This window comes from Rhizobium sp. AN5 (assembly GCF_900215255.1).
Classification (GTDB): domain Bacteria; phylum Pseudomonadota; class Alphaproteobacteria; order Rhizobiales; family Rhizobiaceae; genus Agrobacterium; species Agrobacterium tumefaciens.
Genome location: NZ_OCMJ01000003.1, coordinates 880,436 through 896,342 on the forward strand (window position 1 = coordinate 880,436; position 15,907 = coordinate 896,342).

General features: G+C 58.9%; 15 protein-coding genes. 5 read left to right on the forward strand and 10 right to left on the reverse strand.

Features of this window, described 5'->3' with window-relative positions; translation table 11 throughout:
* Positions 1–88 precede the first annotated feature (88 nt).
* The 3 genes from CRP02_RS07435 to CRP02_RS07445 are packed head-to-tail and all read right to left on the reverse strand — an operon-like array spanning position 89 to position 5,318.
* Positions 89–3,160 (reverse strand): efflux RND transporter permease subunit, encoded by a 3,072-nt coding sequence (locus CRP02_RS07435; protein WP_097170684.1) that lies wholly within the window; start codon positions 3,158–3,160, stop codon positions 89–91.
* Positions 3,157–4,242, reverse strand: a complete 1,086-nt coding sequence (locus CRP02_RS07440; RefSeq protein WP_097170685.1) for an efflux RND transporter periplasmic adaptor subunit — start codon at positions 4,240–4,242, stop codon at positions 3,157–3,159. The genes CRP02_RS07435 and CRP02_RS07440 overlap by 4 nt, the downstream gene beginning before the upstream one ends.
* Positions 4,242–5,318 (reverse strand): efflux RND transporter periplasmic adaptor subunit, encoded by a 1,077-nt coding sequence (locus tag CRP02_RS07445; protein ID WP_097170686.1) that lies wholly within the window; start codon positions 5,316–5,318, stop codon positions 4,242–4,244. Before CRP02_RS07445 ends, CRP02_RS07440 begins: the two co-directional genes overlap by 1 nt.
* 306 nt (positions 5,319–5,624) lie before the next feature.
* Between CRP02_RS07445 and CRP02_RS07450 the strand changes: the two genes are divergently transcribed.
* The gene (locus CRP02_RS07450) at positions 5,625–6,239 is read left to right on the forward strand and encodes a TetR/AcrR family transcriptional regulator (protein WP_097170687.1); all 615 of its coding nucleotides are present in this window, start codon (positions 5,625–5,627) and stop codon (positions 6,237–6,239) included.
* Positions 6,240–6,808: 569 nt separating this feature from the next.
* Positions 6,809–7,840 (forward strand): fatty acid desaturase, encoded by a 1,032-nt coding sequence (locus tag CRP02_RS07455; RefSeq protein ID WP_097170688.1) that lies wholly within the window; start codon positions 6,809–6,811, stop codon positions 7,838–7,840.
* A 48-nt stretch (positions 7,841–7,888) separates the two neighbouring features.
* On the opposite strand, the gene CRP02_RS07460 is transcribed toward CRP02_RS07455, so the two are convergent.
* Genes CRP02_RS07460 through CRP02_RS07470 form a run of 3 tightly spaced genes read right to left on the reverse strand, consistent with a single transcriptional unit; the run spans position 7,889 to position 9,293 of the window.
* The gene (locus tag CRP02_RS07460; protein ID WP_097170689.1) at positions 7,889–8,464 is read right to left on the reverse strand and encodes a DUF4865 family protein; all 576 of its coding nucleotides are present in this window, start codon (positions 8,462–8,464) and stop codon (positions 7,889–7,891) included.
* Positions 8,461–8,895 carry a cupin domain-containing protein gene (locus CRP02_RS07465; protein WP_097170690.1) on the reverse strand — a complete coding sequence of 145 codons (435 nt, stop codon included), beginning with the start codon at positions 8,893–8,895 and terminating at the stop codon, positions 8,461–8,463. Before CRP02_RS07465 ends, CRP02_RS07460 begins: the two co-directional genes overlap by 4 nt.
* On the reverse strand, positions 8,892–9,293 hold the full coding sequence (locus tag CRP02_RS07470; protein ID WP_097171285.1) for a tautomerase family protein: 402 nt from the start codon (positions 9,291–9,293) through the stop codon (positions 8,892–8,894). The genes CRP02_RS07465 and CRP02_RS07470 overlap by 4 nt, the downstream gene beginning before the upstream one ends.
* Positions 9,294–9,400: 107 nt before the next feature.
* On the opposite strand from CRP02_RS07470, the gene CRP02_RS07475 reads away from it, so the two are divergent.
* The 3 genes from CRP02_RS07475 to CRP02_RS07485 all read left to right on the forward strand — a co-directional run bounded on the left by CRP02_RS07475 (position 9,401) and on the right by CRP02_RS07485 (position 11,534).
* Complete coding sequence (locus CRP02_RS07475) at positions 9,401–10,303, forward strand: LysR substrate-binding domain-containing protein (protein WP_097099879.1); 903 nt, start codon at positions 9,401–9,403, stop codon at positions 10,301–10,303.
* Between the two features lie 146 nt (positions 10,304–10,449).
* Positions 10,450–10,905: an Lrp/AsnC family transcriptional regulator gene (locus tag CRP02_RS07480; RefSeq protein WP_097170691.1), complete on the forward strand. Its 456-nt coding sequence runs from the start codon at positions 10,450–10,452 to the stop codon at positions 10,903–10,905.
* Positions 10,905–11,534 (forward strand): LysE family translocator, encoded by a 630-nt coding sequence (locus tag CRP02_RS07485; protein ID WP_097170692.1) that lies wholly within the window; start codon positions 10,905–10,907, stop codon positions 11,532–11,534. The genes CRP02_RS07480 and CRP02_RS07485 overlap by 1 nt, the downstream gene beginning before the upstream one ends.
* A gap of 166 nt (positions 11,535–11,700) precedes the next feature.
* Here CRP02_RS07485 and CRP02_RS07490 read toward each other — a convergent pair whose 3' ends face one another.
* Genes CRP02_RS07490 through CRP02_RS07505 form a run of 4 tightly spaced genes read right to left on the reverse strand, consistent with a single transcriptional unit; the run spans position 11,701 to position 15,874 of the window.
* Positions 11,701–13,155, reverse strand: a complete 1,455-nt coding sequence (locus CRP02_RS07490) for an NAD-dependent succinate-semialdehyde dehydrogenase (RefSeq protein WP_097170693.1) — start codon at positions 13,153–13,155, stop codon at positions 11,701–11,703.
* A 10-nt stretch (positions 13,156–13,165) separates the two neighbouring features.
* On the reverse strand, positions 13,166–14,248 hold the full coding sequence (locus CRP02_RS07495) for an ABC transporter ATP-binding protein (RefSeq protein ID WP_097099875.1): 1,083 nt from the start codon (positions 14,246–14,248) through the stop codon (positions 13,166–13,168).
* The gene (locus CRP02_RS07500; RefSeq protein WP_097170694.1) at positions 14,245–15,045 is read right to left on the reverse strand and encodes an ABC transporter permease; all 801 of its coding nucleotides are present in this window, start codon (positions 15,043–15,045) and stop codon (positions 14,245–14,247) included. Before CRP02_RS07500 ends, CRP02_RS07495 begins: the two co-directional genes overlap by 4 nt.
* A 1-nt stretch (position 15,046) precedes the next feature.
* Positions 15,047–15,874 (reverse strand): ABC transporter permease, encoded by an 828-nt coding sequence (locus tag CRP02_RS07505; protein ID WP_370647636.1) that lies wholly within the window; start codon positions 15,872–15,874, stop codon positions 15,047–15,049.
* Positions 15,875–15,907: the final 33 nt, after the last annotated feature.

Sequence of the window (15,907 nt, forward strand, 5' to 3'; positions counted from 1 at the left end):
CGGGCATATTTGCAGAATTTAAGCGGGATAGTGGCTTTGCCGGCGCCACACCCTCGCGATCACGAGGGTGTGGCTGTTTCGCAGGAAATTACGTCTTGATTTCCTGAACTTCCTGTTTGTCATCCTCGCGCGGAATGCGGAACCACGCGACATAGAGTGCCGGAAGGAACAGCAGCGTGAGCGCCGTGCCAACCACGATGCCGCCCATCATGGCATAGGCCATCGGACCCCAGAATATCTCCCGAGATATGGGGATGAGGGCAAGTGTTGCCGCCGCAGCCGTCAGCATGATCGGTCGCATGCGATGCTCGGTCGCCTCGATGACGGCGCGCCAGGCCGAGACCCCCTCGCTTCTGAGATGTTCGATCTGAACGACGAGAATGACCGAGTTTCGGATCAGAATACCGATCAGTGCCAATATGCCGAGAATGGCGACGAAACCCATTGGCGCGTTGGAGAGCAGCAGCGCTGCCACCACGCCGATCAGCGCCGTCGGGGCAACGGCAAAGACAAGAAACAGCCGGCTGAAGCTCTGCAACTGAACCATAAGGATCGTTGCCATCGCAAACAGCATCAGAGGCACCACGGCGACGATTGGCGCCTGCGAATCCGCGCTGGATTCCACCGAGCCACCTATTTCCACCTTGTACCCCACGGGGAGCGACTTTTCGAAAGCCTCGAGTTTCGGCTTCAACTGCTCCACGATCGTCGCCGGCTGCGTCGGGCCGATGATGGCGGCCTTGACCGTGACTGTCGGAATTCTGTCGCGACGCCAGATGGTCGGCTGTTCCAGCTCGTAGCGGAAATTGGCGATTGCCGACAGCGGCACGGCCTTGCCGTTCGTGGCCGGCAATTGCAGGTTCTGCAATGTTTCGATGGAGCCGCGCTCCGCCAGCTGCGCACGCGCCACCACATTGACGAGGTAAATATCATCCCTGACCTGCGTCACGGTGGAACCCTCGACAATGCTGTTCATGGCATTGGCGATGTCTTCCGAAGATACGCCCAGCTGGCGGGCCTTGTCCTGCAAAACGTCGACCTTGACCACCCGCGTCGGCTCATTCCAGTCCATGACCATGTTGGACAGCAGCCGATGTTCGCCGACGATGCCCGCCAGCTGCTGGCCGAGTTCGCGGACATGCTGGATATCCGGGCCGCTCAAGCGATATTGCACCGGCTTTCCGACCGGAGGGCCGATGTCGAGCAATTTCACGAAGGCATCGGTGCCGGTAAACGTCCGGTTCAGATAGTCCTGCAACTCAGCGCGCACCTTGTCGCGCACATCAAGCCCCTTGGTGACGATGATCGTCTGGCCGAAGGTGACATCAGGCGTCTGCACGTCAAAGGAGAGGATGAAACGTGGTGCGCCTTCACCGACATAGGTCGTCCAGTGGTCGATGTCAGGGTTTTTCGCCAGCGCTTCCTGCTCGAACTGTGCCATCTGCCGGTTGGTTTCGGCAATCGAGCTGTTTTGTGGCAGGTTCCAGTCCACGATCAGTTCCACACGGTCAGAAGCCGGGAAGAACTGCTGCTGCACGAGGCTCATGCCGCCAACGGAAAGGGCAAACAACGCAACCGTGAGGATGATCGTAACCCAGCGAAAGCGCAGCGCCCGGCCTAGAAGCCAGGAAAAGCCAGAGGCAAAACGTCCCTTCTTCTCATGGTGCGATTTCATCGTCTTGGGCAACATCGCCACGCCAAGCAGTGGCGTGAACACAACCGCGACAATCCACGACACGATTAGCGAAACGGCGATCACCACGAACAGGGTGAATGTGAACTCACCCGCCGCGCTGTTGTTGAGCCCGACGGGAATGAAGCCGGCAACGGTGACCAGCGTACCGGTCAGCATCGGGAAGGCGGTGGAAGTATAAACATAGGTCGCCGCTTTTCTGAGATCGTCGCCGACCTCGAGGCGTGCGACCATCATCTCGACAGCAATCATAGCATCGTCGACGAGAAGCCCGAGCGCGATGATAAGCGCGCCGAGAGAGATGCGTTGCAGCGAAATACCGGTATATTCCATGTAGACGAAGGTGATCGCCAGCACGAGCGGTATGGAGACCGCAACCACCATGCCCGCCCGCAATCCGAGGCTGATGAAGCTGATGACGAGAACGATTGCGATCGCCTCGAACAGCGCCGAAGTGAAGCCGGAGACCGCCTCATCGACCACGGCCGGCTGATCAGACACGCGATGCACATCGACGCCAACAGGCAGATCCGCAACGATACGCTTCATCTGTGCATCCAGCTCCTCGCCGAAATGCACGAGGTTCGCACCGGTTTTCATGCCTATGGCAAGGCCGATGGCCGGTTGCCCGTTAAAGCGGAACAGCGAAGACGGCGGATCGACATAACCGCGCCGGATCGTCGCCACTTCCGTCAGCGGGAAGAACCGGTTGTTGACGCGCAGATTGATGGCGCGAAGACTGTCTTCCGAGGTGAACTGGCCGCTGACACGCAACGCAACACGTTCAGGCCCGGCATTGACGAAGCCGGACTGGGTGACAGCATTCTGGGCTTGCAGCGTCTTGATGATCGATTGCTGATCGATGCCCAGCGCTGCGATCTGCCGCGTGGAAAACTCCAGATAGATCGCCTCGTCCTGCGCGCCGATGACATCGACCTTGCCGATATTATCGACAGTCAGAACCTTGGCACGCGCGTCCTCGACCAGATCGCGCAATTGCCGCTGGCTGAGACCGTCGCTGGTGAAGGCGTAGATATTTCCATAAACATCGCCGAAACGGTCGTTGAAGAACGGTCCGACAACGCCCGAGGGGAAGTCGCCCTTGATGTCGCCGATCATGTTACGCACGCGCACCCAGGTGGGTTCGACATTCTTGGCTTTGGTTTCCGGCACGAGTTCCACGAAAATCGTCGTCTTGCCAGCCACTGTCTGGCTGCGCAGATAGTCGAGATTGTCGAGTTCCTCGAGCTTCTTCTCGATCCTGTCGGTCACCTGCCGGGCCACTTCCTCCGCGGAAGCGCCGGGCCATTGCGCGCTAATCACCATTGTCTTGATGGTGAAATTCGGATCTTCCTCACGTCCGAGGTTGAGATAGGAGAAAACACCGGCAAGAACGAAGACCAGCATGAAGTACCAGACGAGCGAACGGTGTTCGAGCGCCCAGTCGGAAAGATTGAATTTCTTCACTGATGGACCTCCTGATCGATCCTGATGGCTTGACCATCCTTAAGCTTGTGAACGCCGGCGCTGGCGACACGTTCGCCGGGCTTGACGCCGCCGGTGAAGCGCACACTGCCGCCTTCAGCGGGCTCGCCCTCTATTGTGACCGGGCGCAAGGTGACCGTGGCCGTATCGGTATTGACGATCCAGACACTCCAACCGCCTTCGGTTTTCAGCAGGGCCGACGAGGGGAGCATGATCTGCGATTCGGATGCGGCAATTGCCGAGGCCGTGACGACCGAGCCGAGCCGGAATGTCGGCGGCGCATCCTGAAGGCTGATTTTCGTGCGGCGCGTGCGTGTCGCGGTTTCGGCTTCTGGGGCAATCTCACGCACCACGCCGGTGGTGCGTATCTTTGGGTCCAGTTGCAAGGCGATATCGAAGGTCGATCCAATCTCCAGTCGCTGCGCCGCAAATTGCGGAACATCGACCACAACATCCCGCACTTCCGGGCGGGCAATGGTCACGACCGTCTGTCCGGCAGAGACGACCTGGCCAATTTCACCGGATGTCGCAGTCACCACGCCGTCAAATTCCGCGTGCAGCTGCGTATAGCCCAGTTGCTCCTCGGCCTTATCAAGATTTGCACGGGCTTTGGCGACGGCGGCATTGGCCGTTCGCGTGGCCTGCTCGGCCTCTTCGAGTGCTGCTTCCGTGCCGCTGCGGGCCTCGGCCAGCACGCGCTGACGCTGCTCGGTCGTCACCGCATTGGCCAGTTGCGCTTCGGCGTTGGACAGATCGGATTGGGCGCTCTTTACCGAAAGTTCCAGCGCGAGCGGATCGATCGAGGCCACCACATCGCCTTTCTTGACCAGATCAGCCACATCGACATTGCGGGCAATGATCCGGCCGAGAACACGAAAGCCGAGATCGGTCTGAATTCTCGATTCCACCGTGCCGGTCAGCCGCAGCGCATCGGCGCGCGTCTCCCCAACGACGACGGAGAGCACCGGGCGCGGCGCCTCAGCGGGCGCTTCCTGCTTTTCCTGGCAGGACGAGACCGCAATCGCCGGAAGCAGCAAAAACAAGCTTCTGTTTATCCTGAACATTATTGTGCCTGCCCCTTTTCATAGGCGACCTTTTCACCGGTGCGGAGAAATTTGGTCCCGCTGGTCACGACGAGATCGCCGGGAAGAAGTCCTTCCGCCACGACGAATTGACCCGTCTCATAGTCGGAGACCTCAACCCGGCGCATGGCGATTTCCGAGGACTGCGCATCGACCACCCAGACGGCGGGAAGGCCGTTCTGCGATGCCATTGCCGACCAGGGAAGCTCAATCGCCTCCACCTGCTTGAAGCGGAAATGACCCGATACCGGTGCTCCGAGCGGCATGGTCATATCGCCGTTCAGGCCAACCTTGACCCGGATCGTCCCATTGTCGGGATCGATCGTCGGGGAAATCTCCCGGACCGGTCCCTCGACAGCGCGGGCGGGATCCGACAGGAGGCTGACATTGACAAGATTGTCGATATCGCGCTCGAGGAACAGGGATTCGTAGACATCAAATACCGCATCGCGCGGCCCGTCATGCGCCAGCGTGAAAACGAGCTGAGCGGCCTGCGCCACCTGGCCGACTTCGACATTGCGCGCGGTGATCACACCATCCGCATCGGCCCTGAGTTCGGTGTAGGAAAGTGCATCGCGCGCCGTATCCAGCTGCGCCTGCGCCGATCTGACAGCGCCTTGCGTCGTAAGCAGGGTTTCCTGCGCCTTGTCGACCGCGGAGCGCGAAGTCACCTGCGTCTTGAAAAGACTTTGCTGGCGATCGAATGCCAGCTGCGCCTGCGTCATCTGCGCTTCGGCAGATTGCAGGTTGGCCAATGCAACGTCGATATCCGCCTTCTGCTCTTCCGGGTCGATGCGAGCAAGCAATTGCCCGGCCTTTACCGGGGTACCCACATCCACCAGCCGCTCGGTGATTTTCCCGCTCACCCGAAAGGAAAGGTCCGTCTGGACCCGTGCCCTTACTTCACCGGTGATGACGCTGCCACGGCCGACGGGCTTTTTCGCTGCCGCAACCACATCGACGACACGCAACGGCTTTTCAGCAGGCGGCTCTTCGTTGCTGCAGGACGACAGGGCGAAAATGCCGCCGACCGCCATTGCTAAAAGAATGCTTTTCATGGTGACCTCTTGATCTTCGCCTCACCCTATAATATTTGACTGACTGAATAGTCAATGAAATTCTTGTGTCGCCGATCGGGAACCGTCCGGACGTCAAACCGGGCTCCGCGAATGATCATTCCGACTTGCCCGGCGCGTCCTCGCGGACGCATCGGGGGATGTGCTGACATATTGAACCACGCACCACGTCTTGTAAAAATCGATTCCGGTTTTTACGCCGGTGCTATAGGCAAACCACCTGTCATTTCCGCCGATTGCGACGGGTAAAAAGGCAAGTGCCGAAAGAATACGTAGGGATCCGGGGTTATGGCAAAAGCAAAACTGACACGAGCAGAACAGAAGATACAACGTCCGTTGGAAATTCTCGACGCCGCATTCGAGGAATTCACCAAGAGAGGATTTACGGCCACGCGGGTGGAGGACATTGCCGAGCGGGTGGGAGTGACGAAAGGCACGGTCTACGTCTATTTCGAAACCAAGGAGGCTCTTTTCGAGGCGATGATCAGGCATGCCTCGGCACCTTTTCAGGAGGCATTCAAGGCCTATGCACGCACGTCCGGTGATCCCGTCGAGGAGCTTCGGATGCTTCTTGAATTCCTGTTCGACGCCCTCGTCGACAATAGAAAGATGCGGGAACTGTTTCGCTTCATCGTTGCGGAAGGAGCAAAATTCCCCGATCTCATCGACCAGCACCATGACGTGGTGATGGCGCCGGTATTCGAGCGGATCAATACGATCCTCGAAGAGGGCGTGGCGAAAAAAAGGTTTAGAGCCAACCCCACCGAACTCGCCAAGGTCGTCATGTCGCCAATAGTCGGAACATTGGTTTTCAGGCTGATTTTCGACGATCGGCGCAGTCTGGACAAGCAGGTCGTTCTGAAGATTCATCTCGAACTGATCATGCGCGGGCTGCTGGCATAAGCGGCATTCTCCTGCCAGTCGACGACCCCTGATGTGCGATCTGATACATCGCAAGAAACCTTACATGTCGGGCGCGATACAGCCACAATGCTGCGGTAAGGGTATGTTGCCTCGAGCATATTGCTCGTATTTGAACGAGTAATTGCCATCCTGTTGCCGAGACCCGCTCACCACTCCAACTTTCCAGCGATTTTAGTTGCCGAGTCGAGCTATGCTCCTGCGCGTGAATGCCAGTGCCGATTAAATTCTAGTATCCTTCAATCAATTTGAGTTCACCCTGCCCCTCTGTGCAAACAGCGCCGGTACAGTTAGACAGAACAGGTTCCAGCCGCGCAGAGTTGTGCGAAATCCTCGCCGAGCAGATCGACTTAATTAACCGTTTCAGATTTCAGGAGCGAGCTTACAGCTCGAACATTTATGAACAAAAGAGTGAATGCCCGCGCCGAGCAGAGCACGGAACCGCCGCGACAACGCGTGTTGGCTCGAGATCGGGCTATTCCAGAAAACGACCGCCAGCGCGGTGAACACTTTTTTGGAAATGCAGGCGACCAGAAGGATTGCTATCGACCATGACCGCGACGTTAACAGCCCAATTACCTGGCGGCGCGAGTGAAAAGGCCCTGCTCAAAATACTTTCGAATTATCGCAAACCCCGGACGGGCCGCAGCCTGTACGAACTGGCCGTGACGCTTGTTCCCTTCCTATCCCTTTGGGCAGCAGCGTCGGTATCGATTCATTTTGGTTACTGGCTTGGCCTGCTTCTGGTGATCCCCGCAGCCGGATTCCTGTTGAGGCTCTTCATTCTTCAACACGATTGCGGACACGGCTCTTTTTTCGGGCGCCGTCGATGGGATGACTGGACGGGTCGCGCAATCGGTATCCTGACGCTGACGCCCTACGACTATTGGCGCCGTGCGCATGCGGAACACCATGCGTCAGCGGGCAATCTCGATGAGCGAGGTGTTGGCGACATTACAACTCTGACCGTGACCGAATATCGTGCGCTCTCCCCGCGCGGAAAACTCGGTTATCGCTTGTACAGGCATCCGCTGGTGATGTTCGGCATCGGTCCTGCTTTCCTGTTTCTGTTCAAACAAAGGCTACCGTTTGGCATGATGCGGTCTGGAGCGTTGCCCTGGATTTCGACAATGGCAACAAATGCCGGTGTGGCCGTATTGGCTATTCTTCTTATCTGGGCGATAGGGCTCGTGCCTTTTCTGTTGGTTCATCTGCCGATAGTGCTGCTAGCCGGGTCAGCAGGTGTCTGGCTGTTTTATGTCCAGCACCAGTTTGAAGAAACCCACTGGTCCAAGCCTCCGGAATGGACTTTTCCCCATGCGGCGATGCATGGCGCCTCGTATTACGATCTGCCGGGTCCGCTGCGTTGGATCACCGGGAATATCGGTATGCACCATGTCCACCATTTGTCGAGCAAGGTGCCTTTTTACAGGTTGCCAGAGATTCTGCACGACTACCCGGAGCTTGCGAAGCTTGGTCGCATCAGCCTTCGCGACAGCCTGGGCTGCGTAAAGCTCATTCTGTGGGACGAATCCACAAAACGGCTGATTTCGCTACGTGAGGCAGAAAAGCAACCGCGATAGATGAGAGCTGGAACGACGCAATACCCCCCTGAGCCGGTGCGTGAGGTATCATTCCGCTAAATGCAGAACCGACCCCAATGAGACGTGGCCAACAGTGTAGGTTTGCATTGTTTCAGTAACGGCCGGCACTGTCGGCCAGAGGTTGAACTGTAGCAGCAGCCATTTTGTTGGATCGAAGGCGGCTATGGCCGCGAGCGCGCCGGCCCCGATTGCTGAACGCGCGTCCGCGGTCGCCGTATCGCGCAGCTTGGCCAGATCAGAATGGGGAGCTATGGACCGGATCTCCCGTGTGGCATATCGCGAGGCTGTAAGATCAGGTACGTGGTCGGCGTGCCAGGCCAGCCATGTCTGCACCGATGGCCAGCCGAAGTCCCGTGTCAGAACCGCAAAACCTGGACCGGACAGGAAGCTGTCTATCCCTTCTGGCTCATCCCAAAGATAGAACGGCGCGTAGAGGTTTTCAGCACTTGTGAAGCCGGCATCCTGCTTTCTCGCCGAAAGATAGGCCTTGAAACGCAGGCGTGGAAAGCCATCGAGCAGCGGCCCCTTTTCCCTTATCCGTTGGTCTATGATCGCCATATCGTAGTCGGCAGGCAGCGTGAAGCTGTATTGCATGGCGATCATGACGTGCTCTCCCCTTGTTTGACAGGTTCCATCCAGTGGACGGCAGTTCCACTCCTCACCGGCTGGACGCTGAGATAGCTGAAGGGACAGGACGGCGCGGCGCCGTGCCAATGGGCTTCGTCGGGCGCAAACCACACCGCATCTCCGGCACGGACTTCACGCGGATCGTCACCCTTGCGTTGGACGAGACCGATGCCATCCAGCACGAAGAGAAGCTGCCCGCGCGGATGACTGTGCCAATGGGTCACGACCCCCGGCGGCACAAAAGCGCGCATTGCCGTCATCTCGCCATCGATCCGGCTCGATAACAGCATCTGGACGAGGAAGGCTCCGCTGGAGATACCCTCAGGTGCCGCAACTATTCCGTCACCGGCTCGACGCACGCTCATGGTGGATGGACAGGCCGGTTGCATCTCGAAAAAATCGGTCATCGGCTACCCTCGTCCGCCGGTGTGCCTGCTGAAACACCTGATGCAAAGGACCAGTCATCAAACGTCGAATTGACGATGGCGACCATCACATCCTCCGGCCTCACACCGGGCGACGCCGCCAGGTTTTCGACGAGCCTCGCATAGAAGCGCGCCTTGGTTTCCGGCGATCGCGTCTTGCCCGTGGTGATATGAAAGAAAATGAAATCATCCGACCGAGGGCCGCCGCGATATGTTCGGTCGAAGATCAGTTCGCCCGGTTGGTGCTGGTGGATTGCAGCGAAGCGGTCGTTTTCCGGAACGTCAAAGCAGTCGACAAGCGCGCGGTCGAGACTGCCGGAAACCGCCTTGAGATAGTCGGCGGACTTGCCCGCAAGCAGAGATATTCGGGTGAAAGGCATGGATGCGCTCCGTTCAAGAGGATTGACAGCCACACTATGAAGCGACATCATCATCCTGAAAATCAAATTATTCAGGACATTATGTCCTGATTTTAAGGACATTTACTTTGCGCCTTACCCATCTGGATCTGGACGCGCTCCGCAGTTTCGTGATTGGCATCGAGACCGGGTCGTTCGCGCAGGCCGCAGACAGACTTGGGCGTTCGACCTCTGCGGTCAGCGCCCAACTCAAGAAGCTAGAGGACCAGGCCGAAACCGCTCTGGTGCGCAAATCCGGCCGGGGGCTGGCGCTGACCGAGAGCGGCGAAGTGCTGCTGTCCTATGCCCGGCGTTTACTGAGCCTGAATGACGAGGCGATCAGCGCCGTTCGCGGGCCGGAACTCGCAGGCTGGATCCGCCTCGGGATTCAGGAGGATTTCGGAGAAACCGTGTTGCCGCAGGTGCTGGGTCGGTTCGCACGCGCCCATCCACGGGTTCGGATCGAAGGGCGCATCGCTCGCAATAGCGAATTGCGGGAGAAGGTCGAGTCCGGCCATCTTGACCTCGCCTTGGCCTGGAACGACGACACGGCTTCGCCAGCGGAAACGGTTGCATCCATGCCACTGTGCTGGCTGGGCGCGGCGGAAACAGAAACTGTCTGGCAGACCGGCGGGAAAGAGCCGCTGCCACTTGCAGTCTTGGAAGCGCCGTGCCTTTTACGTAGCATTGCCTGCAACCACCTTGATCAACAGCGTATCGCCTGGCGCATTGCATTCGTCAGCCCGAGCCTCGGCGGGTTGTGGGCTGCGACAGCCGCAGGCCTTGGCATCGCACTTCGCACACCGTTTGGCCGGCCGCCTGCCGTACGGGTTCTCGATCCACTCACCGACGGTTTGCCGCAACTCCCGTCGCTGGGGCTCAGCCTTCTTCGCTCCGGAAAAGACGAAAATCCAATCAGCGCCCATCTCGCCACGATCATCCGCCAAGCCTTGCAGGAAACGCTGCCGGAAGCATGGATAGTGCGACCGTAATCGCTGAAACTGCATAAGCTTCCGCCCAGATCGCAGGCACGGCAAAGCTGCAGGGGAATCTCGGCCCGGTTCAAGGTTTGCGCTCGATTCACCAAAATTCCGCATAATATCTTTCATTATCAGAGTAAACATGATTATCTGCGGAAATGGATTCAACAGACCGCAAAATCATCAGTCTTCTTGCAGAAGACGCCCGCCGCTCTCTGGCCGATATCGGAAATGTCGTGGAGCTTTCCGCTTCGGCCGTGAACGAACGCATCCGACGCCTGACGGCCAGCGGGGCGATCCGTCGCATCACCGTTGATGCCGATCCATCCGCATTCGATTTGCCCGTGATCGCCTTCGTGTGGATCGCGTTGGCGCCGGATGCGGACGAGGCCGCGTTTCGTGTCTATGCGGCGTCGCAGTCCGCTATTGCGGAATGTCACCATGTGACCGGGCAGTGGTCCTACCTCGTCAAAGTTCACGTCGGGTCGCTGGCGGAGATCGAAACCTTTCTGGCGACAATGAAACAGAACGGGTTCCTTGCCCGTACCGAGACGATCATCGCCCTGTCGTCTGTCGTGTCGGGGCCATTTATGCCGAAGGAAAGCGTGGACTGATGGAACTGATGCTCGTTTTGAAAAGCGTTGTGCTGGGCCTTGCGGTCGCAGCCCCGCTCGGCCCCATCGGCGCCCTCTGCATCAACCGGACCCTTGATCGCGGGTTCTGGGCAGGGGTGGCAGGTGGCCTTGGGACTGCTCTGGCGGATGCCGTCTATGCCAGCCTCGCAGCGCTCGGCTTTTCCGCTTTCGCGGCGACCCTTGCGACAATCGATACGCCGCTCAAAATCGTCGGCGGCCTTTTCATGCTGTGGCTCGGCTGGAAAAGCCTGAGGCCCAAACCTCTGGCAGAAGCGGCCAAGGTTGGAGCGCGCGATCTGCTCGGCACCATCACCGCGACATTTTTCCTGACGATCACCAACCCCATGACGATTCTGTCCTTTGCAGCAATTTTCGCGGGTCTCGGCCTCGCTGACGCATCGGGAGCGACGAGCGCGTTTTTTGTGGTCGCGGGCGTTTTTCTAGGGTCTTTATTGTGGTGGTTCCTGTTGAGCGGCGGCGTTGCATTGGCCCGGCAGCGCCTCCCCACAACCTTTGCCCGCTGGGTTTCCCGCCTGTCCGGAGTGATCCTTGTCTTATTCGGGCTTTTTGCCCTCGGTTCACTTGCCTGGGGCATGCTGGCTCATTGAAATGCAACGGTTTTGTCTGCGGCTCCAACTTTTGCGAAACTGGAACCGACAGGCGCAACACAACGAACAGCCTCTCACTCGAAGTCCATGGACTGGCCATTCGAATGGTGCTGAATCGCGAGGGCGATTATAAAGAAGCTTGGCTGCCAACCTCGGCACTCAGGTCTTAGGCAACGCCGCCGATGCAGACATATTTGAGCTCGGTATATTCTTCGATGCCGTGGTGCGACCCTTCCCTACCGAGGCCGGACATCTTGACGCCGCCAAACGGCGCCTCGGCGGTGGAAATCGCCCCTGTGTTGACACCGACCATGCCGTATTCGAGCGCCTCGGCAACCCGGAAAACGCGCGAAAGATCACGCGCATAAAAATAGGAGGCGAGACCGAAATCGGTATCGTTGGCCTGCGCGATCACGTCCGTCTCATCTTCGAAACGGAAAAGCGGGGCGAGCGGCCCGAAGGTTTCCTCACGCGCCACCTGCATGCCGGCATCGACATTGCGCAGGATCGTCGGTTCGAAGAAATTTCCGCCAAGCATATGTCTCTTGCCGCCGGCGGCGATCTCGGCGCCTTTCGAAAGCGCATCGGCAATATGGGCTTCCACCTTGGCGACCGCGTTTCCGTCGATGAGGGGACCGAGAGCGCTTGCCTCATCCAGCCCATTACCCACCTTCAACTGTAAAACAGCCTGCGCGAATTTGTCAGAGAAGGCATCATAAACGTTGCTCTGCACGTAAAAGCGGTTGGCGCAGACGCACGTTTGACCATTGTTGCGGAATTTGGCAATCAGCGCTCCCTCCACGGCCGCATCGAGATCGGCGTCGTCGAAGACGATGAAGGGCGCATTGCCGCCAAGTTCCAGTCCCAGTTTCTTGATGGTCGGCGCGCATTGCCGGTAGAGATGTTCTCCCGTGCGCGTCGAACCGGTAAATGTCAAAAGCCGGATATCGGGACTTGCCGTCAGCACCCCGCCGATTTCCGCTGCAGGCCCGGTCAGAATGCTGAAAAGTTCAATCGGCAGGCCGGCACGCTCGGCGAGGATGGCAAGCGCGATTGCCGAAAACGGGGTTTGCGGCGCGGGTTTCAGTACCACCGCGCAGCCAGCGGCCAGCGCCGGGGCGACCTTGCGGGTGATCATGGCATTGGGGAAGTTCCAAGGCGTGATGGCCGCGACGACACCAACCGGCTGGCGAAGAACGATAATGCGCTTGTCTGCCTGATGGCCGGGTAACGTCTCGCCATTGATGCGGCGCGCCTCTTCGGCAAACCATTCAATGAAGCTTGCTCCATAAGCGATCTCGCCTTTGGCCTCGGCAAGCGGCTTTCCCTGCTCCAGCGTCAGGATCATGCCAAGATCGTCGCGGTTTTCCATGACGAGCCGGAACCAGTGTTTCAGGATGTTCGCGCGCTCACCTGCGACGCGGTTTGCCCAGGCCTTCTGCGCAATCACGGCTGCTGCAACAGCTTCCTCTGCTTCCGCGGCACCAAGCTCGGGAACCCGTCCGATGATCTCCCCCGTAGCCGGATTGCGGATCGTCGTCGTCTCGCGGCCATCGCAATCGAGCCAACGGCCGGCCACGGGCACCTTCTCGCCGAAGAGCGTGGGATCATTCAGATGCATATTCCGACCCTCAACAGAAAACCTGCGCCGACGCGGGATCGAAAGCCAGATGCACGAGATCTCCACGGCTGAGGCCCGAAATCGCCTCATGGCCAAATGGCAGGCGCACGGCAAAGGGCTCTCCCGAACCTGTATGGGCGACGACATGGACGTTGTTGCCAAGGAAGGTGATATCGCTGACGGTGGCCTGAAAACCGGCGGAAGAGCCGGGCCTGTTGCGACTGAGCTGTAAACGCTCCGGACGCAGCATCAGCGCCGCCTTTTTTCCCGGCGCAGCTTCGCCATGAACCGGAATATGGTCAAAGACGATATTCTGCCCGAGCGAAACCGTTGCCTTGCCGCCCGAGGCGGCGAGGAGATCGCAGGCGATGAAGTCGCTGTCACCGATGAATTCGGCCACGAAGCGGGTGGTGGGGTGAGCGTAAAGCTCCGGCCCCGTACCGATCTGGTCAATCACGCCTTTTGAAAACACCGCGATCCGGTCGGAAAGACGCAAGGCCTCTTCCTGATCGTGGGTGACGTAAAGGATCGTCACTTCCGTCTGCTGGTGGATGCGACGGATTTCGAACTGGATTTCTTCTCTGAGCTTCTTGTCGAGCGCCGAGAGCGGCTCGTCCATCAGAAGAACCGGCGGATCATAAGCGAGCGCTCTCGCCAAGGCCACGCGCTGCTGCTGGCCGCCCGACATCTGCGCAGGCCTTCTGTCCTCGAAACCTTCGAGACGAACGAGCCTCAGCATCTCCTTCACCTTCGCATCGATTTCCGCCTTGCTCTTGCGGCGCACTTTCAGCGGAAAGGCGATATTCTCGCCAACAGACAGATGCGGAAACAGCGTGTAACGCTGGAAGACCATGCCGATATTGCGCTTGTGCGACGGCGTGGAGAGCAGGCTTTCGCCGTTCAGCAGGATGTCGCCCGCCGTCGGCTGTTCGAAACCGGCCAAAATGTAGAGCGTTGTGCTCTTACCCGAACCGGATGGTCCGAGAAACGTCATGAACTCGCCCGGCTGCACCTCGAGATTGACGTCCTGAACGGCGACGACCGGTCCGTATTGCTTGGCGATGCCGCGAATTTGCAGGAGCGGTTTGGTCATGTTTTCAGTCCTTTTCGCACAGCCGCGACAAGCAGCATGAGAATGATGGTCACCACGATGAGAAGCGTCGATGCAGCGGCGATCACTGGCGTCAGATCCTGCCGCAGCGTCGCCCAGATTTTCACCGGCAGCGTCTGCAACGTTGGACTTGCCATGAAGATCGCCAGCACCACCTCATCCCAAGAAGTGAGGAAAGAAAAGATCGCGGCTGAGAACAGGCCGTGGCTGATGGCCGGCAAGGTGATGCGGATTTTCGCCTGCAGCGGGCTCGCGCCGCATAGCACCGCAGCGTCTTCGATCGATTTGTCGAAACCCTCGAGCGCGCTGGTCAACGCCAGAATGGAGAAAGGCAGCGCCACGACAAGATGGGCAATGACAAAGCCCGTGGTGGTGCCCGCAAGGCCGAGCTTCAGGAAAAAAGCATAAAGCGCCACCGCCAGCACCACGACAGGCAGGATCATCGGCGTCATGAACAAAGCCCGCAGGCCCTCGCGCCCGATGAAACGTCCCCGCACCAGGCCGAAGGAGGCCACGAGGCCGATCAACACCGACAGGACTGTGACCATCACGGCGATGCGCAGGCTCGTCCAGGCAGCATCCAGCCACCTCGGATCGGCAAAGAAATCCGCATACCATTTCAGCGTCCAGCCGGGCGGCGGAAAGATCAGCCATTGCGACGAGCCGAAGGACAAAGCGGCGATGAAGACAATCGGCAGGATGAGGAATGCCGCGGTCAGCACGGTGATGAAAAGGAGCAGCCACTTCCATGCGCCAAGGCTATTGTAGTTCAAAAGCATGTCAGCGCCCCCCTGCCCCGGCCGCGCCGAAGAATTTCAGCTGGATTGCGTAAAGCGTCAGCGTCACCACCAGAAGCACCAGCGCCGCTGCGCCGCCCATGCCCCAGTTGACGAGAGACTGCACGAATTGCGCGATAAGCTCGGCCAGCATCATGTTCGCCGTGCCGCCCAGCAGCGCCGGGGTGACGAAATAGCCAAGCGACATGACGAACACCATCAGCGCGCCTGAAATCATACCCGGAGCGGCAAGTGGAATGAGAACGCGGGTCAGCGCCTGAAAGCGGGTTGCCCCGCACAGCGCCGCCGCCTGGAGAATGGCCGGATCGATCTTGCGGATGACGCCATAGAGCGGAATGATGATGAATGGCAGCATGATATAGGTCATGCCGATCGTGACGCCGGTCAGGTTGTTGACCAGTGCAAGCGGCTTGTCGATGATGCCAAGGCCCATCAGCGTCTTGTTGACGACACCCGTCCGCTGCAACAGCACCATCCAGGCATAGGTGCGTGCCAGAAGGTTGGTCCACATGGACAGAAGCAAAATTGCGAAAACGACGGAGGCAAGCCGCGACGGCATGATGGCAAGCGCCCACGCGACAGGAAAACCGATGACTAGCGTTACGAGCGTGACCAGCGCCGAGACCGCGAATGTATTGAAGAAAATCTTCAGGTAGGTGGAGCTGCCCAGCAATGCGGCGTAATTGCCAAAGCCCAGCACCGGCTCGGTAACGCTGCGCGACAGCAGGATGATAACCGGCACGACGAAGAACAGGGCAAGCAGAACGAATGCCGGCAGGGTGGCGGCAAAATTGCCGGGCCGGAAGGGCATCCGCACCTTCGTCTTCGGGCTTTCTGTTTCATC